At 67.2% G+C, this 23724-nt stretch carries 24 protein-coding genes; 16 read left to right on the plus strand and 8 right to left on the minus strand.

What is annotated here, in order from left to right; genetic code table 11:
- The first annotated feature begins 3 nt into the window (after positions 1-3).
- The 3 genes from ACFQ50_RS15945 to ACFQ50_RS15955 all read left to right on the plus strand — a co-directional run bounded on the left by ACFQ50_RS15945 (position 4) and on the right by ACFQ50_RS15955 (position 2457).
- Entirely contained in the window at positions 4-261 is a 258-nt protein-coding gene (locus ACFQ50_RS15945; RefSeq protein ID WP_377996622.1) for a PspC domain-containing protein, read from the plus strand.
- A gap of 228 nt (positions 262-489) precedes the next feature.
- A complete protein-coding gene (locus ACFQ50_RS15950; protein ID WP_377996623.1) occupies positions 490-1515 on the plus strand; it encodes a 6-phosphofructokinase in 1026 nt (341 codons plus the stop codon).
- 216 nt (positions 1516-1731) lie between these two features.
- Positions 1732-2457 (plus strand): GNAT family N-acetyltransferase, encoded by a 726-nt coding sequence (locus ACFQ50_RS15955; RefSeq protein ID WP_377996624.1) that lies wholly within the window; start codon positions 1732-1734, stop codon positions 2455-2457.
- On the opposite strand, the gene ACFQ50_RS15960 is transcribed toward ACFQ50_RS15955, so the two are convergent.
- From ACFQ50_RS15960 to ACFQ50_RS15985, 6 genes are all read right to left on the minus strand, one after another.
- The gene (locus tag ACFQ50_RS15960) at positions 2454-3959 is read right to left on the minus strand and encodes a DHA2 family efflux MFS transporter permease subunit (protein WP_377996625.1); all 1506 of its coding nucleotides are present in this window, start codon (positions 3957-3959) and stop codon (positions 2454-2456) included. The two genes, ACFQ50_RS15955 and ACFQ50_RS15960, sit on opposite strands and share 4 nt — an antisense overlap.
- Before the next feature lie 4 nt (positions 3960-3963).
- Positions 3964-4410 carry an ankyrin repeat domain-containing protein gene (locus tag ACFQ50_RS15965; protein WP_377996626.1) on the minus strand — a complete coding sequence of 149 codons (447 nt, stop codon included), beginning with the start codon at positions 4408-4410 and terminating at the stop codon, positions 3964-3966.
- Positions 4407-5492, minus strand: a complete 1086-nt coding sequence (locus ACFQ50_RS15970; protein WP_377996627.1) for a YgfZ/GcvT domain-containing protein — start codon at positions 5490-5492, stop codon at positions 4407-4409. Before ACFQ50_RS15970 ends, ACFQ50_RS15965 begins: the two co-directional genes overlap by 4 nt.
- Positions 5493-5533: 41 nt before the next feature.
- Positions 5534-6256, minus strand: a complete 723-nt coding sequence (locus tag ACFQ50_RS15975) for a flavodoxin family protein (RefSeq protein WP_377991543.1) — start codon at positions 6254-6256, stop codon at positions 5534-5536.
- A gap of 144 nt (positions 6257-6400) precedes the next feature.
- Entirely contained in the window at positions 6401-7057 is a 657-nt protein-coding gene (locus ACFQ50_RS15980) for an FABP family protein (protein WP_377996628.1), read from the minus strand.
- 165 nt (positions 7058-7222) lie between these two features.
- Positions 7223-8014: a permease gene (locus tag ACFQ50_RS15985; RefSeq protein WP_377996629.1), complete on the minus strand. Its 792-nt coding sequence runs from the start codon at positions 8012-8014 to the stop codon at positions 7223-7225.
- A gap of 221 nt (positions 8015-8235) precedes the next feature.
- On the opposite strand from ACFQ50_RS15985, the gene ACFQ50_RS15990 reads away from it, so the two are divergent.
- The 13 genes from ACFQ50_RS15990 (at position 8236) to asd (ending at position 20798) form a co-directional block, all read left to right on the plus strand.
- Positions 8236-8934, plus strand: a complete 699-nt coding sequence (locus ACFQ50_RS15990; protein WP_377949382.1) for a winged-helix domain-containing protein — start codon at positions 8236-8238, stop codon at positions 8932-8934.
- A gap of 273 nt (positions 8935-9207) precedes the next feature.
- Positions 9208-10179 (plus strand): mycothiol synthase, encoded by a 972-nt coding sequence (gene mshD, locus ACFQ50_RS15995; protein ID WP_377996630.1) that lies wholly within the window; start codon positions 9208-9210, stop codon positions 10177-10179.
- Positions 10180-10284: 105 nt separating this feature from the next.
- A complete protein-coding gene (locus ACFQ50_RS16000) occupies positions 10285-12534 on the plus strand; it encodes an RNA degradosome polyphosphate kinase (protein ID WP_377996631.1) in 2250 nt (749 codons plus the stop codon).
- Between the two features lie 11 nt (positions 12535-12545).
- On the plus strand, positions 12546-13517 hold the full coding sequence (locus ACFQ50_RS16005; protein ID WP_377996632.1) for an NUDIX domain-containing protein: 972 nt from the start codon (positions 12546-12548) through the stop codon (positions 13515-13517).
- A gap of 113 nt (positions 13518-13630) precedes the next feature.
- Entirely contained in the window at positions 13631-15295 is a 1665-nt protein-coding gene (locus tag ACFQ50_RS16010) for a hypothetical protein (protein WP_377996633.1), read from the plus strand.
- Positions 15292-15726 (plus strand): GntR family transcriptional regulator, encoded by a 435-nt coding sequence (locus ACFQ50_RS16015; protein WP_377996634.1) that lies wholly within the window; start codon positions 15292-15294, stop codon positions 15724-15726. Before ACFQ50_RS16010 ends, ACFQ50_RS16015 begins: the two co-directional genes overlap by 4 nt.
- 9 nt (positions 15727-15735) lie before the next feature.
- Positions 15736-16539: a thymidylate synthase gene (locus tag ACFQ50_RS16020; protein WP_377996635.1), complete on the plus strand. Its 804-nt coding sequence runs from the start codon at positions 15736-15738 to the stop codon at positions 16537-16539.
- The gene (locus tag ACFQ50_RS16025; protein WP_377996636.1) at positions 16536-17120 is read left to right on the plus strand and encodes a dihydrofolate reductase; all 585 of its coding nucleotides are present in this window, start codon (positions 16536-16538) and stop codon (positions 17118-17120) included. The genes ACFQ50_RS16020 and ACFQ50_RS16025 overlap by 4 nt, the downstream gene beginning before the upstream one ends.
- 3 nt (positions 17121-17123) lie before the next feature.
- The gene (locus tag ACFQ50_RS16030) at positions 17124-17342 is read left to right on the plus strand and encodes an NF038396 family protein (protein WP_377996637.1); all 219 of its coding nucleotides are present in this window, start codon (positions 17124-17126) and stop codon (positions 17340-17342) included.
- A 118-nt stretch (positions 17343-17460) separates the two neighbouring features.
- On the plus strand, positions 17461-18540 hold the full coding sequence (locus ACFQ50_RS16035) for a hypothetical protein (protein ID WP_377996638.1): 1080 nt from the start codon (positions 17461-17463) through the stop codon (positions 18538-18540).
- Positions 18541-18549: 9 nt separating this feature from the next.
- Positions 18550-19203 carry a hypothetical protein gene (locus ACFQ50_RS16040; RefSeq protein WP_377996639.1) on the plus strand — a complete coding sequence of 218 codons (654 nt, stop codon included), beginning with the start codon at positions 18550-18552 and terminating at the stop codon, positions 19201-19203.
- A gap of 58 nt (positions 19204-19261) precedes the next feature.
- A complete protein-coding gene (locus tag ACFQ50_RS16045; RefSeq protein ID WP_377996640.1) occupies positions 19262-19591 on the plus strand; it encodes a hypothetical protein in 330 nt (109 codons plus the stop codon).
- Between the two features lie 76 nt (positions 19592-19667).
- Complete coding sequence (gene asd / locus ACFQ50_RS16050; RefSeq protein ID WP_377996641.1) at positions 19668-20798, plus strand: aspartate-semialdehyde dehydrogenase; 1131 nt, start codon at positions 19668-19670, stop codon at positions 20796-20798.
- A gap of 568 nt (positions 20799-21366) precedes the next feature.
- Here asd and ACFQ50_RS16055 read toward each other — a convergent pair.
- Positions 21367-22473: a winged helix DNA-binding domain-containing protein gene (locus tag ACFQ50_RS16055; RefSeq protein ID WP_377996642.1), complete on the minus strand. Its 1107-nt coding sequence runs from the start codon at positions 22471-22473 to the stop codon at positions 21367-21369.
- Between the two features lie 45 nt (positions 22474-22518).
- Positions 22519-23586, minus strand: a complete 1068-nt coding sequence (locus tag ACFQ50_RS16060; RefSeq protein ID WP_377996643.1) for a UDP-N-acetylmuramate dehydrogenase — start codon at positions 23584-23586, stop codon at positions 22519-22521.
- Positions 23587-23724: the final 138 nt, after the last annotated feature.

Genomic DNA, 23724 nt, shown 5'->3' on the forward strand with positions numbered 1-23724 from the left:
ACCATGGAAAAGTTCTTCAGCATTGTCAGGGGCCTTGGCCTGAAGCGCGGACCGCAGCGGTGGCTGGGCGGCGTATGTGGCGGAATCGCCGGGAAGCTGAACGTGGACGTGGCATTCGTCCGCATCGCATTTCTCCTCTTTTGCCTGCTGCCGGGCCCGGCCGTCGTGTTCTACCTGGCGGCATGGCTGATCCTGCCGGACCAGAACAACTCGATCGCGCTTGAGTCCTTCCTCGAGAAGCGCGGCACGGGCCGCCAGTGACCGCCGGCGGGCAGCCGCCGTCGTCCGCTTGTCCTTTTTATACAGTGCCCCCGTTCCCCCCGGACCGGGGGCACTGTGGTGTTCAGTACCATTCCGGCCCCGGCGTCCGGAGCCCCTCGGGGGTGTAATCGTTTGTGTCCTACCCCACACTCCGCACTAGAATCTCTTATTGAGCTCAGCGTGGCGCTCTGCCCGTAAACCCTTCGAACCAGGATTTGAGCCAAGAAAATGAAAATCGGAATCCTCACCAGCGGCGGCGACTGCCCCGGACTGAACGCCGTTATCCGCGGCGCCGTCCTCAAAGGCATTGCCATCCACGGCCACGAATTCGTGGGATTCCTCGACGGTTGGCGCGGCGTGGTGGAGGGTGACATCATCCCCATCCCCCGTACTCTCGTCCGCGGTATTGCCAAGCAGGGCGGCACCATCCTCGGCACATCGCGCACCAACCCGTTCGAGAACGGCGGCGGACCGGATGTCATCAAAGCCCACATGGAACGGCTGGGCATCGACGCCATCATCGCCATCGGCGGCGAAGGAACCCTCGCGGCCGCCAAGCGCCTCACCGACGCCGGCCTGAAGATCGTCGGCGTCCCCAAGACCGTCGACAACGACCTCGATGCAACGGACTACACCTTCGGCTTCGACACCGCCGTGCAGATCGCCACCGAGGCCATCGACCGGCTGCGGACCACAGGCGAGTCCCACCACCGCTGCATGATCGCCGAAGTCATGGGCCGCCATGTTGGCTGGATCGCCCTGCACGCCGGCATGGCCTCCGGTGCCCACGCCATCCTGATTCCGGAGCAGAAGATCAGCATCGAGCAGATCACCAAATGGGTGACCGAGGCGCATGACCGTGGCCGCGCGCCGCTGGTAGTGGTTGCCGAAGGGTTTGTTCCGGAGCACATGGAAAGCCCTCACTCCGAGCGCGGCCTCGACACCTTCGGCCGTCCCCGGCTGGGCGGCATCGCGGACCAGCTGGCGCCGGAAATCGAGGCCCGGACCGGCATCGAGACCCGCGCCACCATCCTGGGCCACATCCAGCGCGGCGGCGTCCCCTCCGCCTTCGACCGCGTCCTGGCCACCCGCCTTGGCATGGCCGCCATCGACTCCGTGGTCGAGGGCCGCTGGGGCACCATGGTGTCGCTGAACGGCACCGACATTGACCACGTGGGCTTCGAAGCCGCCCTGGGCAAGCTCAAGACCGTTCCGCAGCACCGCTACGACGAGGCCGCGGTCCTCTTCGGCTGAGCCTGCTCCCACTTTCTCCTGCCTCGCACCCGCGCGAACTGGCAGATAATGCCCTGTTTTTGCTTTTTTGAGGGCATTATCTGCCAGTTCGCGCTTTTCTGGTTCACGCTTTCTGGAGGGGCCACAACTGTACGTTCGGGCTCGGACCCGTCACGGGCCGACGGCACAGACATGGGGCTGAGGCTCGCGGGCGGCAGGGATCGGTAGGCTGGGATCATGAGTCTTGACCCCGGATCCGCCGCCATCATCCAGCTTGCCTGGTCGCGCCGCCTGGGGCTCGACGACGGCGCTTTTGCCCGCGCGCTGGAAACCGGCGAGCGGATCACCAGGGTTGACGACGCCGCGCACTCGGTCGAGTTCGTGCGGCTGTTCGGCAGCTCGGCCCTGGTGGGTCCGCAGTGGGCGCTGGACGCCGCGGCCGGCATTTCCGATGAGGAGATGGCCCAGCACGTCACCCTGCTGACCATCACCCGCCGGCACGGCGGCCACGGCCAGGGCTCGGCCGCGCTCTTCTTCGCAGACGACCTGCCGCTGCTGCAGCCGGCCGAAGAGCTGACGGTGTCGCACGGCAACCCGGAGGCCATCGAGCTCGAGGGCCTCTGCCCGCCCGACGACGTGAACGAAGTGGGCCTGTCCGACCTCGAGAACCGCTACACCATCATTCACGACGACGAGGGGCAGCGGGTGCCCGTGGCCTGCGGCGCCTACTCCGAGTGGGAAGGCATCCTCGCCCACATGGGCGTACTGGTGGCCCCGGAGTGGCGCCGCCGCGGCCTGGGATCGCTCGCAGCCTCGGTAGCCGCCCACGAAGCACTGGCCTCGGGGCTGACGCTGCAGTGGCGCACCGACGTCAGCAACAAGGGCTCGCTGGCCACCGCACGCAGCCTGGGCTTTTCCACCGGCGGCATCCAGACGAGCGTGCTGCTCGGCCAGGCACGCTAGCGCGTCGTCGCCTCCGCGTCCTGGCCAGCGGCGGGCCGCTGGCCGCCCCAGCCCTGGACCGCCTTGGGGCGGGCGAAGAACAGAGCCACGGCGGCGCCGAGCACGATCACAGCCGCCGGCAGCATGATCGACTGGCCCATCGCCGTCGCGAAGCCGTCGTGGAGAGCCGGAGGCAACTGGCCGCCGAAGCCGCCGGCCTCACCGCCGCTCCCGGGCGCCGCCGGAAGTTCCGCGGCGAGCCGGGCCTGCATGAGGACGGCGATGGCAGCACTGCCGAGCACAGCACCGATTTGCCGGGTGGTGTTGTAGACGCCCGCCCCGGCCCCGGCCTGCCGCATGGGCAGGTTGCGGGTCGCGGTAGAGCTCAGCGGCGCCCAGATGCCGGCATTCGCGAAGCCGAGAACGGCACTCGGCAGCAGGAACAGCCACACCGGGGTGTCCGGATGCATCAGTGCTGAATTCCAGAACAGCGCCACCGCCATGAGCAGCAGGCCGGTGGACGTGATGTATTTGGGGTTCACCCGGTCGATGATCTTGCCCACCAGGGGCGCCAGCCCGCCGGAGATCAGCGCCATGGGCGCCATCATCAGGGCAGACTGTGTGGGGGTCATGTCCCGGACGATCTGGTAGTAGAAGATGAGCGGCAACACAAAAGCTGTGACTGCGAACCCCACGGTGGTGATCCCAATGTTCGCCAGCGAGAAGTTGCGGTCCCGGAAGAGGGCCAGCGGAAGCAGCGGCTCACCCTTGTTGGCCGCCTGCCAGCCGACAAAGAGCGCCAGCACCACGAGGCCGCTGATGATCAGTCCCCACACCGTGACCGGCCCGGTGATGGTGCCCCAGTCGTACGTCTCGCCTTCCTGAATGCCGAAAACCAGGAGGAAAAGCCCGACGGCGCTGAGCACCACGCCGGGGATGTCGAACCTGTGCGGGTGGGTGGTGAGGGATGGAACGAAGTGCCAGGCAAGGATGAAGCCCACTATTCCGATGGGGACGTTGATGAAGAAGATCCACTCCCAGCCAAGGCCGTCCACGAGCACGCCGCCCAGGATCGGACCGACCAGCGTGGCCACGCCGGCGGTGGCACCCCACAGGCCCATGGCGGCGCCGCGCCCGTCCGGCGGGAAGATCCTGGTGATCACGGCCATGGTCTGCGGGGCCATCAGCGCTGCACCGAGGCCCTGCAGGACACGGGCGGCGATAAGCATCGCGACCGTTCCGGACAGGCCGCACCACAATGACGCGAGGGTGAAGACCACGAGGCCGGACAGGTAGAGCCGCTTGGGACCGAACCTGTCGCCGAGCCTGCCGGTGATCAGCAGCGGCACGGCATACGCCAGCAGATAGGCGCTGGTGACCCAGATGACGGCGTTGATGTCCGTATCCAGCCCCTCCATGATGCGCGGGTTGGCCACCGAAACGATCGTGGTGTCGATCAGGATCATGAAGAACCCGATGACGAGGGACCAGAGTGCAGGCCAGGGCCTGTTGACGTTTTCCAAAGGCTCAGCCCAGCAGTTCCAGGATGTCGGCCCGGGCGAACATCTGGGCGGCGGCACGCGCAGAGGGGGTGCCGGCGTCGGGATCCGCTCCCGCGTCAAGCAGCACCCGGGCCACATCCGAATAGCCCTTGAAGACGGCTCCGGCCAGCGGGGTCTGTCCGCGGTCGTTGGCAGCGTTGGCGTCGCCGCCGTGGTGCAGGATGAGCTGCACCGTCTCGGCGTGGCCGTGGTAGGCGGCGAGCATGAGCAGCGAGTCGCCGGCGGAGTTGGTCAGCGTGGCCGGGGCGCCGGCGTTGAGGTAGCTGCGCAGCAGTTCGGTTTCGCCGTTCCGGGCGGCTTCGAAGAGGGTATGCGCCAGGGCGAGGGTTTCCTCGTCCGGCCCCTGGGAAGCGGGCCCCTGGGAAGCGGGCTGCTGCGAAGCGGCGGCTCCGGGCGCGGTGGAGTCTGTCATCTGTGGGTCCCCCTCAGGAATCCTGTCTGCCTTCCGACGACCTGTCCGGCGTCGGGCGCCACGATCACTTCCTGCGCGGCTGTGTACGGTTCGTCCCCGTCCATAACCGTCAGTATTTCATCCGGGGCGACCGAACGCTTGATGACTGCCAGCGCGATGGGGCCCATCTCGTAGTGCTGCGCCACGGACGTCACGGAGCCCACCTTGCGCTCCCCCAGCCGGACCTCGCTGCCGGGGGCCGGCATGGTGTGCTGGGAACCGTCGAGCTGCAGGAACACGAGGCGCCGCGGCGGGTGGCCCAGGTTGTGGACGCGGGCGATGGTCTCCTGGCCCTTGTAGCAGCCCTTGGCCAGGTGTACGGCAGTCCGGAGCAGGTCCAGTTCGTGCGGGATGGTCTTGTCGTCCGTTTCAGCGCCGAGCCGCGGACGCCAGGCGGCCACGCGCAGGGCTTCGGCGGAGAGGACGCCTGCGAGCGTGCGGTCCCCCACCGTCTGCTCCAGCTCGGCGGCCGGCACAAGGTATTCGAACCACGGGCGTTCGGCGCCGGGGTGGGTGTCCTCGGTGACCACGGCGTACGAGTAGCCGCCGGCACCGACGTGGGGCCAGGGGTCCTGCCACACCTGCAGTCCGGACCATTCGGGCACGGCCTTGGTTGATCCCACCACGGCCCAGTCGGCCGACACGTCCGCCACCTCGACGCGGAGCATGAACTTCATCCTTGTCAGCCACTCTGCCAGGGGACCCGCTTCGGCCGCCTCGACGATCAGCCAGGTGGTCCCGCCGTCGTCCACTACGCGCGCGTCGAACTCAATGCGTCCCTGCACACTAAGGAGCAGCAGCTCGCTGGATTCACCGGGCTGGAGGTTGGTGACCTGCTGGGAAGACAGCGTGTTGAGCCAGCTCAGGCGGTCCGGGCCGGTGACCGTCACCACGCCGCGGTGGGAAAGATCGACGACGGCGGTTCCGGCCGCCAGCGCGCGCTGCTCCCGGAGGGGTTCGCCGTAGTGGGATGCGACGCCGGCGTCGGCGCCGCCCGCTTCAACGGCGCCAGGGCGCGACAACAGAGGGCTCTTGGTAGTCATATGAAGGGGAACGTCCTTGGCTGGGAGGGTATTCCGGCCACCTAGCGGTATTCCGGGTTTTCGAAACCAAATTTGGTTCCGGCCTTCCATTCTTCCGGAAGGTTGCCATAGGCGGGAATTCCGCCGGCGTCCTTGAGCGTCCGGGCCAGGTGCAGGAGGTTCCATGTCATGAACGTGGTGTTCCGGTTCGTGAAGTCGCTCTCCGGGCCACCCGACCCCTCATCCAGGTAGCTGGGTCCCGGCCCGACGGGTCCGATCCAGCCGGCGTCGGCCTGCGGCGGGATGCTGAAGCCGATGTGCTGCAGGCTGTAGAGGACGTTCATGGAACAGTGCTTGATGCCGTCCTCGTTTCCGGTGATCAGGCAGCCGCCCACCTTCGGATAAAACGCCCACTGGCCCTTCTCGTTGAGCTGGCCGGAATGGGCGTAGAGCCGCTCGATGAGTTTTTTGGTCTGCGAGGAATTGTCCCCCAGCCAGATGGGCCCGGCCACCACGACGATGTCCGCCTCCTTGACGGCCGGATACAGCTCCGGCCATTCATCGGTTGCCCAGCCGTGCTCACGCATGTCCGGGTACACACCGCTGGCGATATCGTGGTCAACGGTACGGATGACCCGGGTGGCCACGCCCTGCTTCTCCATGATCAGCCGGCTCACCGTGATCAGGCCCTCGGTGTTGCTCTTCTCCGGCGAACGCTTGAGCGTGCCGTTGAAGTACACCGCCTTGAGGTCGCTGTAGTCGGCCGGGGGCTGGGACTCATCCATGGGACACTCCATCGGGTTGCTGCGGACTCAGGATTGAAGACCTGAGGCCAAAGTAGCCGAAGGGAGCGCTGGCGAACAGTGCCGGCGAACAGGGGCGTGGAGCGGCAGGTGTTGTTGCGTTGCGGAACAGCCTGGCGGCTGGGGTCAGGTGACCTTTTTAAGGAACGCCGAGGCGTGCGCCTCGAGGCCGTTGCCAGCCTCGGCAGCCGGTTGGGTTGCCGCGCCGGTTGCCGCACTTGTTGCCGACGGCGTGCCGGCGGCGACGTCCCAGCGCCAGAGCAGGTTGCCGTCCACCAGCCCGAAGATCCGGGTGGCGGCAGTGTATTCCTTGGAGTGGCTCCCTCGCATCACCATGTCGGTGCTGAGCTGGATCTGCGGCCCCTTGATCTGGCCGTAGTACAGCTCCGAAATGCCGCCCGGGTGGCTGATGGAGACCGAGATGTCGAAGCCGCCATCCTTGTTGCGGAGGGCTTCCACCTCGTCGGCGCTTTTCAGCACGGGGACGATGTCCCCGGGAACCAGGCCGGGACCGCTGTCGGCCTCCAGCTGCTTGCGCTCCAGGGCCCAAAAACCGGTCTCAACAGTGAGCGGCCGGAGCCTGGTGCCGTCCTCGTCGGTCAGCCAGCTTTCCGCACGGTACTGCAGGTACGGCAAACCGTTGTGGGTGAAGGAAACATGCTGCAGGAAGTGCTCTGAACCTTCGTCACCGGCCCCGAGCCGGCCATGGCCCTCCCACTCACCGATGAGCCAGGAGAGGGGAACCAGTTCGGGGGTCAGGTCTGTAGGAATTTCAATAGGCACAGCCGCTACCTCTCGAAACCGCTAAGCAGGGGTTTTACCGCTGTCCTTTGAACAGCCGGTAGACAACAAAACCGGCAAACCAGGCCATGGACAGGCTGGCAACGCCGAGCAGGACAAGGAAGAAGATTTCAAATGCAAGTACGGACATGTTGCCATCCTAACCCGTCAGGAGATGAGTAGTTTGTCTATGAAGTAGGCGAGCGAACCGACCGCCGCAATCGGTGCCAGACCCATGCCCAGGGCAGCCGGAAAGTTCAGCGGAGCGCCCCGGAGGGTCACCAGCCTGCGGAAGCTGACCAGGACCGCCCCGACCACCACACCGAACACAGCGGCGGGCAGGACTGCGATGTCGGAGAACACCAGCCCGGCCAGCGGGCCGGCCAGTCCGGCCAGGGTGATGCCCAGGGGCGCAATGATCCGGTCGGGCCAGCGGATGAGGCCGGCGAGCAGTGCGACGGCGGCGCTGATCCCCGCCACGAGCACCATTTCCTTAACCCCGTTGAACCTGGCACCGGCGATCCATCCGGAACCCAGGCAGGACAGCAAGACGCCCACGCTGCAGCCGAGCGTCGACTCGAGGCGCTGCGCCTGGCCGGTGCCGCGCACCAGCTGGACAAGGAACACGGCGGTGACACCCAGGGCAATGAAGCCGGGCGTCCAGTTGAGGTAGCCGGGTGCAGCCGCGAAAGTGGCCGCAATGGCCGCGCCGGCACCTGACAGCCCGATCACCGCGGCGAGGGTTTTCTTGGCGGGGATATCCAGGTAGTGCGGCCAGCCGAGGCCGATGCCCAGGGCGAAAAGCACGGCCACCGCGAGGAGGACATCCGGAGTCCGGAAGACACTGGCCACCAGCGTGGCGAGGCCCGCCAGGCCAACGACTCCGATGCTCCATGACTGGAGCGGCCGGCCGGCAGCAGCCGGAGGGCTCACCCCGGGGGCAGGCCGTGGTGTACTCATCTCGGACTCTGCACTCAAATCTGCTGCGACCTCATCCTGGCTGTGCCGTTGACGGGCAGGGCTCGGCCCCCTGACGGTTTCAATCCTGCCCTATGTGAACGCCATATGTCGTAAACAAGGCACGCGGGTGCGGCCCATCAGTGTCCGTCCGGGGGCCGTTGGGTATACTCAGACATCAGCTCAGTCGCCCGACGATGCGCGGACAGCCCCTTGGAGGAATAATGTCGCACATCCTGTTACTGACCAACAGCACCGGGTCATCGGTGGACATTTTGCCTGCCTTGGAACTCCTGAACCACCGGGTGCACATCCTGCCCGCGGAACCCACCGCGTTGCTGGAGACGGACCCCTGCGACATCGTCCTCCTGGACGCGCGCAAAGACCTCGTGGGCGCCCGCTCCCTGACCCAGCTCCTGAAGGCCACGGGCCTCAGCGCACCGCTGGTGCTGATCCTCACCGAAGGCGGCATGGCGGCCGTTTCCTCCGCCTGGGCTGTCGATGACATCGTGCTTGATTCGGCGGGCCCCGCCGAAGTGGAGGCGCGGATCCGTCTCTGTGTCGCCCGTGCTGTACCGGAGCAGGAGGAGGCTCCCTCCGAAATCCGGGCCGCCGGCGTCGTTATTGACGAGGCGAGCTACACGGCGCGCGTCAACGGCGCGGCACTGAACCTGACCTTCAAGGAGTTCGAGCTCCTGAAGTATCTCGCGCAGCACCCGGGCCGGGTATTCACCCGGCAGCAGCTCCTGACCGAGGTGTGGGGCTACGACTACTACGGCGGCACCCGGACCGTGGACGTCCACGTCCGGCGGCTGCGCGCCAAACTGGGCGCCGACCACGAGAACCTCATCAGCACGGTGCGCAACGTGGGCTACCGGCTCACGCTGATACGCCAGCAGGAGGACGAACTCACCGAGGCGTAGGCCTCAGGCCCCCCGCCTTGGGGCCGTCCCGGGGTGGCGGCCGGCCCGGCACCACCCACAGCAAATGCAGAACGGCCCGGCTCACCAGAGCCGGGCCGTTCTGCATTTCGGAACTACGAGTGGAGGACATACGGGTCGAACGTATCGAGGCCACCCCAGTGGTGGATCCCCCTCACAACCTGCATGATTGCCGGCTGAGCTAACGACTATACGGGGCGCCACGGCCCGTTCCAAATCGGCCCGGCGCGGGCGGCGTCCGTATAGCCTTGCAGCATGAGTCCTGCGCACCCGGAGAAATGGCCCGTCCTTGTCATCAAGGGCGGGGTGGATGACGAACTGCTGCGGGATGTCCGTGCCCTGCTGGCTGCCGCCGAGGAATCGGACGGCAATCCCCCCATATCCGAACAGACCCTCGTGACCATGCGCGCGGCAGACACCGGCCCGCACACGCTGCTGACCTTGGCCCTGTACGCCCCCGACGAGCAGTCGGATCCCGCCACAGCACAGGACCTGGCAGGCTTCGCCGTGGTCGTCGAGGAGCCGGACGGGACAGGCGTGGTCGAAATCGCGGTGCACCCCAGCTACCGCAACCAGGGCGTGGCGGACCGGCTCGTCGGCACGCTCAAGTCCTCGCGCGGCCTGGACGGCCTCAAGGCCTGGTCGCACGGCAACCATGAGGCAGCAGCGGACCTGGCAGCCCGGTACGGCTACGGGCCCGTTCGGGAGCTGTGGAAGATGCGGCTCACCACCGCCGCCGCTGACCTGCCCGACGCCGGCCTTCCGGACGGGGTATCGATCCGCGCCTTTGTGCCGGGCCAGGATGAGGAGGCCTGGCTCGTGGCCAACCGTCAGGCTTTCGCGCACCACCCGGAGCAGGGCTCCCTCACCAGGGCGGACCTGCAGGCCCGGATGGACGAAGCCTGGTTCGACCCCGCGGGCTTCCTGCTGGCCGAGGACAGGGACGGGCGGCTCCTCGGCTACCACTGGACCAAGGTGCATCCGCAGCACGGAACGCACCCGGCCATCGGCGAGGTCTACGTGGTGGGCGTGACGCCGGCCGCCCAGGGCATGGGCCTGGGCAAGGCGCTGACCATCGCCGGGATACGGCACCTCCAGCAGCAGGGCCTGCACGCCGTGATGCTGTACACGGATGCCGACAACACTCCGGCTGTCTCGCTGTACCGGCGGCTGGGCTTCACACGTTGGGATATGGACGTCATGTACGGGCCGCTTGAGGGACCCTGATCACACCCTCTTGCCCGCATGCCGCCAGCCTCGAAATCTTCGGGTCCCGGACGGATGAATGCTTGTAAGGTTGAAACTAAACCCGCCAGTACTCAAGGAGAGCGCATGCAACCGGAATCCGCCGGAACAGCCACCACCGAAATCAAGGCGGCCCCTGTGCGCGCCCGCTTCGGCTCCTCCGAAGTACCGGCCTCCCGCGCCACGCAGGACCGGATCGACATCCCCGAGTTCGCAGCCATCCTGGAACCTGAGGGTGAGATCAGCCCCGACCGGTTCCTGGACCGCGAACTGAGCTGGCTCGCGTTCAACGCCCGGGTCCTCGAGCTTGCCGAAGACCCGGACCTGTACCTGCTGGAACGCGTTAACTTCCTGTCGATCTTCGCCTCCAACCTCGACGAGTTCTTCATGGTCCGCGTGGCCGGCCTGAAGCGCCGCATCGCCACCGGACTCGCGGTCCCCTCCCCCGCCGGGCTGAGCCCGGTCCAGGTCCTGGAACAGATCGGCGAGGCGGCCCACCGCCTGCAGCAGCGGCACGCCCAGGTCTACGCCGAACAGATCCGGCCGGCCCTGGCGTACGAGCACATCCACCTCATGCACTGGGACGAGCTCGACGACGAAGCCCGGCAGCGGCTCAGCGCGATGTTCGCGGAGAAGGTCTTCCCCATCCTCACCCCGCTGGCCGTGGACCCCGCCCACCCCTTCCCCTACATCTCGGGCCTTTCGCTGAACCTGGCCGTGGTGGTGCGGAACCCGGTCAGCGACAAGGAGCTTTTCGCCCGCGTCAAGGTGCCGGACCAGCTGCCCCGCCTGATTTCCATCGACGGCCCGCGCGCAGGTTCAGTGCCCGGCCGCGTGGCACGGTTCATAGCCCTCGAGGAAGTCATCGCCGTCCACCTGGACCAGCTCTTCGCCGGCATGGAGGTCCTGGAGCACCACACCTTCCGGGTCACCCGCAACGAGGACGTCGAGGTGGAAGAGGACGACGCCGAGAACCTCCTGCAGGCGCTCGAGAAGGAACTGCTGCGCCGTCGGTTCGGCCCGCCCGTCCGGCTGGAGGTCACCAACGACATCAACCCGAACATCCGCGCGCTGCTGATCCGCGAGCTCGGCGTGGACGAGTCGGAGGTCTACTCCGTCCCGGCCCCCCTGGACCTGCGCGGCCTGTCCGTGATCGGCGGCATCGACCGCGCGGACCTGCACTACCCCAAGCACGTGCCACACACGTCCCGGTACCTGAACGAGTCCGAGACGTCCAAGGCCGCGAACGTCTTCGCCGCCATGCGCCGCCGGGACATCCTGCTGCACCACCCCTATGATTCGTTCTCCACCTCCGTCCAGGCGTTCCTGGAACAGGCGGCCGCCGACCCCAAGGTGCAGGCCATCAAGCAGACCCTGTACCGCACCTCCGGCGACTCCCCCATCGTCGACGCCCTCATCGACGCCGCCGAGGCTGGCAAGCAGGTGCTGGCCCTCGTGGAGATCAAGGCCCGCTTCGACGAGCAGGCCAACATCTCCTGGGCACGCAAGCTGGAGCAGGCCGGCGTCCACGTGGTCTACGGCATCGTGGGCCTGAAGACGCACTGCAAGCTCTCCCTGGTGGTCCGCCAGGAGGTGGACGGGCTCCGCCGCTACTGCCACATCGGCACCGGCAACTACCACCCGCGGACCGCACGCTACTACGAGGACCTCGGACTGCTGACCGCCAACGAGCAGGTGGGCGAGGACCTCACCAAGCTGTTCAACCAGCTGTCCGGGTACGCCCCCAAGTCCACCTTCAAGCGGCTCCTGGTGGCGCCCCGTTCAGTGCGTTCGGGACTGATCGACAGGATCGAGGCCGAAATCCGCAACGCACGCGCAGGGATTCCCGCGCGCGTGCAGATCAAGGTCAACTCCATGGTGGACGAGTCCATCATCGATTCCCTGTACCGCGCCTCGCAGGCCGGCGTGCAGGTGGACGTCATTGTCCGCGGCATCTGCTCGCTGCGCCCCGGCATCCCCGGGCTGAGCGAGAACATCACAGTCCGCTCCATCCTGGGCCGCTTCCTTGAGCACTCGCGCGTGTTCGCCTTCGACAACGGCGGCGACCCCGTGGTGTACATCGGCTCCGCGGACATGATGCACCGCAACCTGGACCGCCGGGTGGAGGCGCTGGTGCAGCTGTCCGGCGGCGAGGACACCGCCTACGTCCTGGACCTGCTGCGCCGGTACATGGACCCCGAGACGTCCAGCTGGCACCTGGACAACGACGGCGAGTGGACCCGCCACCACATCGGCGAGGACGGCAGCAAGCTTGACGACGTCCAGTCCTGGCTCCTGGCATCACGCTCCCGGCAGCGCGCCGTCGTCCGGCGGTAGGAACCCGGCCTTTGAAGAGCAGCGACTCACCCATAGCGGATCAGACCGATCACCCGGGCGAGCCGGTCGCCGTCACGGCCGCCGGCGCCCTGCCTTGGCGCGTCAAGAAGGACCAGCTGGAGGTCCTCCTGATCCACCGGCCGCGGTACGACGACTGGTCCTGGCCCAAGGGCAAGCTTGACCCCGGCGAAACGGTGCCCGAGTGCGCCGTCCGCGAGGTGGAAGAGGAGATCGGCCTCGTGGCGCCCCTGGGTATCCCGCTCCCGCCCATCCACTACCACGTCTCCGCCGGACTGAAGGTTGTGCACTACTGGGCGGTTGAGGTGACCGGCAATTCCCTGCGCCCCGACGGCAAAGAGGTGGACAGCGTCATGTGGTGCGCCCCGGAGCGTGCCGCCGAGCTGCTGTCCAACCCCTCGGACCGGGCGCCGCTGGAGTACCTGGCAGCAGCCCATGCCCGCAAAGAGCTGCGGACCTGGCCGCTCGTCGTCGTGCGCCACGCCAAGGCCAAGCCGCGCTCGTCATGGACCAAGGCGGAGGGCGAACGGCCCCTGGCCGCCACCGGTATCCGCCAGGCGCAAGCGGTGCACCGGCTGCTGAAGTCGTGGCAGCCGCTGCGGGTGGTCACCAGCCCGTGGCTGCGCTGTGTGGCGACGATCGCCCCCTACGCCAAGTCATCGGACGCCAAGGTAAAACTGGTGGATGCGCTGACGGAGCACCGGCATGCCCGCAACCCCAAAAAGACAGCGGCCGCCGTCCACGCCTTGTTCGACAAGCAGCGCGCGGTGGTGCTGTGCACCCACCGGCCGGCCCTCCCCACCGTGCTGGGCCAGCTTGCCGGCTACATGACCCCGCGGCTCAAGGGCCTGCTGCCGGTGGCCGACCCGTACCTCGCCCCGGGGGAAATGATCATCTGCCATGTGGCGCACGGCAGCTCAAGCAGGATCGTGTCCGTGGAGCAGTTCAAGCCCTTCGACGACTGAGTCCCTGGCGGCTGTCCGGACGCCCACCTTGACCACGCGCATCTTTGTATCAAATACTTGGTACAAAGATGGCGCCCGCGGCACGGGCGCTTCGGGGATCATTGGGGGATCTGATGCCACTACAGTTTGACCTGCCACCCATGGCGCTGCTGGGCCCGCTGCTGGCAGCAGTGGGCATTTACGGACTGTTGCGCTGGGTGGTCTGGGCGCCGGGCGGAGGCACGTCGCCGAAGTCAGTTTCGGACCACGCGCTTTGGGTCGGCGTCATCGGCTGGCTGGCCAGCACCCTGCAGGGAGCGGCTAACGCCGGCATCATCCCCTCGAGCCCGCAGACGCCGTCGCTGCAGCAGCCTGCCGACATCCTGCAGGCGCTGGCCTGGCCGGTGGTTGGCTGCCTCGGTGTCCACGCACTGGGGCAACTGAGCTACCCGGGTCCACGCCGTTCGCGGCGACTGGCAACACTGTCCGTCCGGCGCGTCCGGGACTTTCTTCCGCGAGGGCTCGCCTGGACCACGCTCGGCATCTTCGCCGCCTCCGCCGGGACCATTGTGTGGGCGGCAACGCAACCGGCGTACCGCCCAGTGCCGCCCGTTACCCCCGCGGACGGTGCAACCGGCCCCACCTTCTTCCAGGACGGACGGATTCCCGGCACGGAGCTGGCAGCCTGCCTTGGCGCCGCCCTGGTGCTGCTGGCGGCAGGGACCATACTGGTGCTGTGGCTAATTGCCCGCCGCCGTCAGCTGGAAGCACTGGATGCCGGCGACAACGCCCTTCTCCGCGCGATTGCCATGAACCGGCTGATGCGGACCGTGTCCACCGTTGCCGCTGGGCTGGCGGCCATCGCCGGCAACTTTGCCTCCCGTCCGGAGCCCGCAACTGCCACCTCATGGACCAACCTCACCGCTCTCGGCGCTGCCGCGGTGCTGTTCGTGATGTGGATGTGGAAGCCGCCGCAGCTGGACAGCCTTCTGGCCAGCAAGGTGCGCAACCGTCCGGCCCAGTCTTCCGGCCGGAAAAGCATCCGGGACCTCCGTACCGAAAAGCATCCTGCCTCGGTGCTCGCCGTGTCCCTCGGCGCCCTCCTCGGGCTGGCAGCGGTGGTGCCGGGAATTGCTGTCCTGCTCCTCTCAGGGCCTGCGAATCCGGTCCGCACCACCGTCATCTCAGCTGTGATGGCCGCGTGCGTATTGCTGGCCATTCTGGCGGGCGAACTGCTCCTCGCGCGGAACTACGGCTCATCCTCCGCAGCCGTGCGCGGCTGGCCCGTCCAGCCGGTGGCGCCTGCCCTCCTCACCGCTGCCGTAATCGCCTTGCTGCTCCTGGCAGCCGTGGTTGTAATGACCGTCTTGGGGGACGCGGCGCTTGGCGCTGAGGGGACACCGGGACCTTCCGGCTGGGTTCCGACGGCGGTGGCAACGGCCGCCGTCGCCGCCACGGCTGTGCCCGCCATCTTTGCCGTGCGCCGCCGCCGCGGCATCGACACGTCGGATGATGGGCTGGATGCGGCGCTCCGCACCGTCACGCTAAACAGGATCGTGCGGATTCTGGCCGCATTCCTGCTGGCGCAGGCGGGCGGTCTGCTGATATCGGCAAACCGGCCGGTGGCCGCGCTGATGGGGACGCAGACGGCTCCGGCAGAGATGTGGGCAGGGACGGCCGTCGCCGCCGGGTCGGTGCTGGTGGCGGCCGCCGTGGTGCTTTCCGTGATTCCCGTGAACGCTTTCGGCCCGAGGGGCAGGCCTGCTGCCCGGCGTGCGCCGGTGGAACCTGCGCGATGACTGCGGGCATTTCGGTGGACGTTGGATCGCCCACTCCCCCGTACGAGCAGATCCGGCTGCAGATCAGTGCGCTGATCGCCGCTGGCGGCCTCACGGCCGGGACCCTGCTGCCGGCAGTCCGCAGCCTCGCCGCAGACCTGGGCCTTGCCGCCGGAACGGTCGCCAGGGCGTACAAGGAACTTGAACAGTCCGGGCTGATCGAGACCCGGCGCCGCAACGGCACCGTCGTCGTCGGGCTTCCGGCGTACGTGGACACGGACTCCGGGCCGTCCGGCGCCGGTGAGGCGGCAGCGGAACTGGGGGCCGCCGTCGAACATGTCATCCAAGTGGCGGCCAAGGCGGGGCTTCCTGATGATGAGCTTCTGGCGTTGCTGCGTGTTAGTCTCCAGCGGCGGCACGGCGCTTCGAGCCCCTCATCCAGCTCCGACTAGACTGGACGGGTGAGCACCCCAACGCCCTATGAAGACCTTCTGCGCGACGTCATGGCCAACGGCACGCACAAATCAGACCGCACCGGCACCGGAACCAGCAGCGTTTTCGGCCGCCAAATCCGCTTTGATCTGGGCGACAGCTTCCCGCTGATCACCACCAAGCGGGTGCACTTCAAGTCCGTCGCCGTCGAGCTGCTCTGGTTCCTCCGCGGCGACTCCAACGTGAAGTGGATGCAGGACCAGGGCGTGACCATCTGGAATGAGTGGGCCGATGCCGAGGGCGAACTCGGGCCGGTCTACGGCGTCCAGTGGCGGAGCTGGCCCACCCCGGACGGCGGTCACATCGACCAGATCGCCGAGCTCGTGGAGAGCCTGAAGTCGAACCCGGACTCGCGCCGGCACATCGTCTCGGCCTGGAACGTGAGTGAACTCAAGGACATGGCGCTGCCGCCCTGCCACGCGTTCTTCCAGTTCTACGTTGCGGACGGCAAGCTTTCCTGCCAGCTGTACCAGCGTTCGGCGGACATGTTCCTGGGCGTGCCGTTCAACATCGCCTCCTACTCGCTGCTGACCTGCATGCTGGCACAGCAGACGGGCCTCGAGCCGGGTGAATTCGTCTGGACCGGCGGCGACGTGCACATCTACGACAACCACATGGACCAGGTCCTGAAGCAACTGGACCGCGAACCGTACGAGTACCCGCAGCTGAAGATCACCCGCAAGCCGGCGTCGATCTTCGACTACAGCCTTGACGACTTCGAAGTGGTGGGCTACCGGCACCACCCCACGATCAAGGCGCCGATCGCCGTATGAGCACGGAGGGCACAATGGACGGGCAGGCTTTCAGTGAGGACATCGCCGCGGGGATGTCCGGGATCGGACTCGTGTGGGCACAGACGCCTGCCGGTGTCATCGGCAAGGACGGCGACATGCCGTGGAACCTGCCCGAGGACCTGAAGCACTTCACCAGGGTCACCACCGGCCATCCCGTCATCATGGGCCGCAAGACCTGGCTCTCCTTCCCCGAAAAGTACCGTCCGCTGCCCAACCGGACCAACATCGTCATCACCCGGCAGGAAAACTGGGGCAGCACGCCCGAGGCGGAGGGCGCCGTCGTCGTCAAATCCCTCGATGATGCCTTGCTGGAATCCCAGTTCGCCCCGGGCTGCGAAGCAGTCTGGATCCTCGGCGGCGGCGAAATTTTCAAGCAGTCCACGGGCCTGGCCAACGTCGCGGTGGTCACCACCATCGATGTCGATGCCGACGGCGACACGTACGCCCCGGAGCTCGGCGACGGCTGGGTGGCCGGCACGTCCGCACCCGCCGACGGCTGGCTGACGGGGGCCAACGGCACCCGCTACCGGTTCACCAAGTGGAACCGCCCGGAAGGTTAGAACATGCTGCGTAAACCCGAAACCCTCTTTGTGCTCGGCTACATGCTGCTGCCGCTGCTGGCACTGCTGTCCGCGATTGTTGGCCTGACCATGATCCTGGGCGGCAACAAGATCGCCGGCATCATCGTCCTGGTGGTGGTGACGCAGGTTTTTGCCTTCGGCGCCTTCTTTGCCCTGCGCGCCCGCAAGAATGCCCTGCTGCAGGAGCCCGACCACCAGTAGCGTCCACATGGGGAGTGCTGCCCATCGCGGCGGCCCTGGGCCCGAACTAGAGTGATGGCTGGACATAGCAGCAACCGTCTCCGTTCGGGGCGGCCAGAATTTGGGGGATGATGCCGCAGTGACAGGTAATTTGTGGGGCGCCGACGTCGCGCAGCTTCGCACACTTGCGCAGCAGTTCGGAAAGGTCTCCGACACCCTGCTGCAGACGTCATCGCAGCTGACCAACCAGATCAACAACAACCCTTCGTGGAGGGGCAACGACGCCACCGAGTTCCGCTCGGACTGGAACGGCAACCACCGGGCCCTCATCCAGCGGACGGCACGCGCCCTCAAGGATGAATCCCGGAAGCTGCTGGACAACGCCAACGAGCAGGAGAAGGCCAGCGACGCCGCCCCGGGCTCCGGCGGCGGTCCCGTCACTCTTGGCGATCCCGGCGGCTCGCTGGCAGGAACGTTGGGCGGCGTGCTGCTCGGGGGCGTCGGGGCGCTCAAGGCGGGCCTGACCCTGCAAAAGTTCATCAAGGCCCCGCTCACCCTGGCCAAGCACCTCGGGCAGTACGGCTGGGTACTGAAAAACCAGCGGGCAGACTTCATCAAGTCGTTCCTGCAGGGAAGCCACCGTGTTGGCGGTCCCGGGTTTGCTGCACACCGACTCCTCGGCAACTCGGCCCTGGACGACCTGCTGAAGGGGTCCGCGTCCGCCCACCGCGGGCTCGGGCTGATCGACAAGGCGACCGATATTGCCTCGCTGAAGAACCTGAACAAGCACCTCGGCGTGCTGTCCAAGTTCGGCCCGGTCCTCGAGGAGAAGCCCTGGCTTGGTGCCGGGACCAAGATGGAATGGCTCGGCAAGTCGGGCCTGGCCCGGGGACTTGGCTGGGCCGGCGTCGGTTTCAGCGCCTACGACTCCGTCAAGAGCTTTTCCGACGGCGACATCAAGGGCGGGCTCATGGGTGCCGGCAAGGCGGCCCTCGGGGTGGGATGCTTCCTGCCGCCGCCGGCCGGGACGGTCTGCCAGGTCGCCAGCGTGGGCATCGCCGTTTATGAGAACTGGGACACCATCAGCAGCGTGGGAAAGAATATTGGCGAAGGCGTCGTCAACGCCGTGAAGGACCCCGGAAAGTTCGTCAGCGATACGAAAGATACGCTCGTTGACGCGGGCAAGTCTGTGGGCAAGTTCTTTGGATTCGGCGATTAGGAGACAAGCATGACTGTTCAGGACCCAACCCAACAGGAACCCCGCCTCGGCGTCGACGTCATCGGCTTCGGCGTGGGCGAGTTTGCCTATCTGCTCAATGTTTTCGAGGGCCCTGCCCGCGACCGTTCCGTCAGCGTCTTCCGTGCCGAAGAGATGATCGACGACGTCACCCTGTCCACTGCCGGCGCCTCGTCGCTGCTGGCGCGGGACCTGGCCGCTGTTGACGAAGACGGCGATCTGGGGGTGAAAGGGGTGGCGGCTGCCGTCGCCACCGCCCTGGGCAAGGCCACCCGGTGGACGGAAATCTCGCTCCTGACCGGCGAGGCGATGGACAACGTTGCACTGCTGGAAGCACCCGGGGTTTCCCTGATGCTCCAGCCCAGGCTGCTGGGCACCTGGTTCGTCTTTGCCCAGGATCCCGCCATCTCCTCTGCCGAGGCGACACTCCGGGTGGTCCGCCAGCATGTCGAGCAGAACCAGGGCGGATCCGCCTACCTCGTTTTCAAGACCTTGGGCTCCGAACAGCACCTGCTGATCCGCCGCGAGGAGTCTTCCTGGACCACCGGCGCCCCGGATTTCGACAAGGATGAGGTGGCGGAAACGGCAGGCCTGGACGACGCCGGGCTGCTGGCGGCGATCGAGGATGCCCGTGGCGAGGCGTAGTAGGGACGTTCCGCAGGACCCGGGCTATGTGCCTTCCCGGCCTTCTGAGGAGCGGCTGATGTACCGGCAGGCTGAGAACGGCGAGATGGTCGTCTACACGCCGGCCGAGTATGGGGTCCGCAAGGATGACGGCCACGGCCTGGTCAAGCCGGTCAACAGCTCCGGCGGGCTGCTCTTCCTTTCCATCCTCCTCACCGCTTGCCTTGGAGGCCTTGTTTACGGCGTGGTCCAGGTGGCGCTCACCGATCAGTGGCACATTCTTGGCGAAGTGTGGTGGGTTTTCCCGGCCTGCCTCTTTCCTTTCCTGGCCGCGTGGGCGGGCTACTTCAAGGAGCGCCGCGCCGAGAAACTGCGCAAAGCACGGAACCTCCCGCGGCCCGTCGACTGAACCCCCGCCTACCCACCGTCCTCCGGCAGTGACGTAACCGACTGCGGCCTGCCAAATCCAAAGATAAACTGTCTAAATGACTACAGCAGCTACCCCCTCCGTCGGCCTGGTCGGATGGCGCGGCATGGTCGGCTCCGTCCTGATGCAGCGCATGCAGGAAGAGGGCGACTTCGCCAGCATCAACCCGGTCTTCTTCTCCACCTCCAACGCGGGAGGTGCCGCGCCTTCCTTCGCCGAAGGCGCCGGCAAGCTCGAGGACGCGTTCGACGTCGAGACACTGGCGAAGCTGCCCATTATTGTCACCGCCCAGGGCGGCGACTACACCAAGCAGGTCCACGGCGAGCTGCGCAGCCGCGGCTGGGACGGCCTCTGGATCGACGCCGCGTCCACCCTGCGCATGAACGACGACTCCATCATCGTCCTTGACCCGATCAACCGCGACGTCATTGACAAGGGAATCGCCAACGGCGTCAAGGACTTCATTGGCGGCAACTGCACCGTCTCGTGCATGCTCATGGGCCTCGGCGGCCTCTTCAAGAACGGCCTCGTCGAGTGGGGCACGTCCATGACCTACCAGGCCGCTTCCGGCGGCGGTGCGCGGCACATGCGCGAGCTGCTCAGCCAGTTCGGTACCCTCAACGCCGAGGTCAGCACGGAACTGAACGACCCGGCGTCGGCCATTCTGGACATCGACCGCAAGGTGCTGGCCCACCAGCGCAACGGCGTCGACGCCACACAGTTCGGTGTGCCGCTGGCCGGCTCCCTCATCCCCTGGATCGATGCTGACCTCGGCAACGGCCAGTCCAAGGAAGAGTGGAAGGCCGGCGTCGAGACCAACAAGATCCTGGGTAACTCGGATGAAAACCACGTGATCATGGATGGCCTCTGCGTGCGGATCGGGGCCATGCGCTCCCACTCCCAGGCGCTCACGCTGAAGCTGCGCGAGGACCTATCAGTTGCCGAGATCGAGAAGCTGCTCGACGAGGACAACGAGTGGGCCAAGGTGGTGCCCAACTCCAAGGAAGCCTCGATGGCCGATCTGACCCCGGTGGCTGCCTCGGGCACGCTGACCATTCCGGTGGGACGCATCCGCAAGCTCGAGATGGGCCCGCAGTACATCAGCGCGTTCACGGTCGGCGACCAGCTGCTCTGGGGCGCTGCCGAGCCGCTGCGCCGCATGCTCAACATCGCCACCGGCACGCTGTAACCAGCCTTCGCCCTACTCAACCGGCCCTGCCCCGCACGACCGGCCCGCCCCGGGCCGCTCATGCGGAGCGGGGCCGGTTTTGCGTCTGCGCCCAGTCGGTTTGAGCCCAACGCGTCCTCACCTCCCGCCGGGTCTTTCCCAACGCGTCCCCACCTCCCGCCGGGTCTTTCCCAACGCGTCCTCACCTCCCGCCGGGTCTTTCCCAACGCGCCCTCACCTCCCGCCGGGTCTTTCCCAACGCGCCCTCACCTCCCGCCGGGTCTTTCCCAACGCGTCCTCACTTCCCGCCGGGTCTTTCCTGACGCGTCCTCACCTCCCGCCGGGTCTTTCCCAACGCGCCCTCACCTCCCGTCAGGTGCGACACTCGTTCACGCTCCCAAGAACGAGGAAGCGTGCCAAATCGGGCGACCAAACCTGAGGAAGCGTGCCAATAAAGGCGACAAGATCTGAGGAAGCGTGCCAAATCAGGCGAGCAAACCTGAGGAAGCGTAGCAATAAGGGCCACAAGATCTGAGGCAGGGTCGCAATTGTGCGGGGCGAGGCCACGCGTCGGCTTCCGAGGCGCTCGTCAGGACGCGAGGAACCGCTCGTACCGCTCGGCGGCGCGGCGAAAACCCGCCAAGGCCGCCGGGCCGAGGGGCCTGGTGTCGTCGAAGGGAACGGGCACGACGGCGGCTGCCCGCCCGTTCCCCTGCCTCGCCCAGGTGCCGGTCACCTTGCCGCCGGCAACGACGGCCTTCTTGAACACCCCGTTGCCGCCGGGGACGATCTTTTGCGCATGCTCGGGCGGCAGCACGATGCTCCGGTCCGTGTAGCCGAGGACGAACTCGTCGAACCCCGGCAGGGCAAGGACCGTGCGTTGCCCCGGCACGCCGTCGTCCAGCAGCGCGGCGACCTCGGGCGACAGCCAGTACCGGGTGCCGTCGTGATCAAGCTCCACCAATTCGCCGCTCACCGCTGGCACGGCACGCCGCACCTCGGTCAAAGGAATGCTGGACCACCAGGCGAAGTCACGCAGCGTGGCCGGCCCGTGGCCGCGCAGGTACCTCAGCAGCAGCTCTGCGATGCCCTCCTCACGGCCCAGGTCCCGTGAGGACGTGATCCACCGGTCGAAGGCAACGAACTTCTGCTGGTTTCCGTCCAGCGGCCCCTGCACCAGTGAGGCGCTCTGGCACAGCAACCACAGCAGGTGTATGCCGCGCTGTGCTTTGGTGGCCTGCCCGGCCGCTTCGAAAGCCCCAAACAGCTCCGCGCGGCTGGCGGCCCGGCCGCCGTCCACCAGACCCAAGGCCACCTCCCGGCACGATTCGACGTCAGTGCCGGTTATCTCCAGCTGCCGGTGCCGCCCCGCCGTGCCCTGGACGAGCCGGGCCGTGGTGATGTCCAGGATCCAGCGCAGATCCTCAGGCGCGAGCAGATGCAGGGTCCCGCGCATCGGCCAGGACCGGACCACAGACCCGTCATCCAGGGCCCGGCGGACGTCGCTCAGGCCCGCGCCGGGAACCCGCAGCCCCACGGCCCACAGCGCCGACTGGAGATCCTGGGCCTGCATCGCGGTCATGGCACGGACGGCCGCCGGCACGCCGTTGAAGCCGGATCCCAGCAGCCCCTGCGACGCCAGCCGCAGCCGGCCCATCACCTTGTTCGAAACCCGGGTCCTCACCGCAGCAGCCATGCGCCCATCCTAGGACGCCCGGCAACGGAGCGGGCGGCCGCAACGCTACAGCGTGAGGCCGATCAGGAGCGGTTCGGGGTGCAGTTCAATGCCAAAACGCCCGACGACGCCGGCGCGCACCTCGCGTGCGATCGCTACCATGTCGGCGGCGCTGGCCGAGCCGCGGTTGGTGATGGCCAGGGTGTGCTTCGTGGACAGCGAGGCCCGGCCGCCGGAGACGCTCCCGTCCTCCAGCCCGAAGCCCTTGCCGAAGCCTGCGTGTTCAATCAGCCAGGCCGCAGACAGCTTGACCTGGCCGTCAGCGCCGCCCGGGTACTGCGGCGCGGACTCCGGAAGCCCTGCCGCCGCCTCGGCCGGAACGATCGGGTTGGTGAAGAACGAACCCGTGGAGTAGGTGTCACGGTCCGCCGGGTCCAGCACCATGCCCTTGGAGGCACGCAGCCGCAGAACCTCGCGGCGGACGTCGTTCGAGTAGGCACGCTGACCCTGCTCGACGCCCAGGACCCGCGCCAGCTCGGCATAGCGGACGGGTGCGCTCATGCGGCCCAGCGGAAGCTGGAACTCGACAGTGAGCACAACGTAGCGCGGAGACCCGTTGACGGTGGTCTGTTTGAGGATCGAATCCCGGTACCCGAACTTCAGCTCCGAGCTGGTGAAGGTCTGCACCGCGTTGCGCTCCCGGTCCCAGGTGCGGACCGCGGCAATGGTCTGCGAGACGTCCGCGCCGTACGCGCCGACGTTCTGCACTGGAGTCGCGCCGGTGGCGCCGGGGATCCCGGACAGGGCTTCGAGCCCGGACCAGGCGTGGAGCACGGCGTGTTCCACGAGCGCATCCCAGTTGTGGCCGGCCTGAACCACCACGGATACGCCGCCGCAGGAGTCTTCCGCGCTGACGGTGAAGCCCTCCGAGGCGATCTTCAGGACGGTCCCGGGGAACCCGTCGTCGGAAATCAGCAGGTTGGAGCCGCCGCCGATGATCAGCAACTGCTCCCCGGCGGCGTCCGCGGCGCGCACCGCCTCGATGATCTCGGCCTCGGTGCGGGCCTCGACGTATGTGCCGGCAGGACCGCCGACGGCGGCCGTGGTCAGATCGGAAAGCATTGTGGGAGTCACCAGTCCAGCCTATGGGAAAGTAAGTAACTTCAAGTGACATCAAGTAACTTCAGGGAAGCTAACCGAAAACTAGGGAAGTTTGCGGGCCACCGGGGCGTGAGGCCAAGGCCGTCGCGGATCGCCGGCAGGCGCGAGACC

Origin of the sequence: Arthrobacter sp. NPDC056493 (assembly GCF_042795115.1) — a bacterium.
GTDB lineage: Bacteria > Actinomycetota > Actinomycetes > Actinomycetales > Micrococcaceae > Arthrobacter.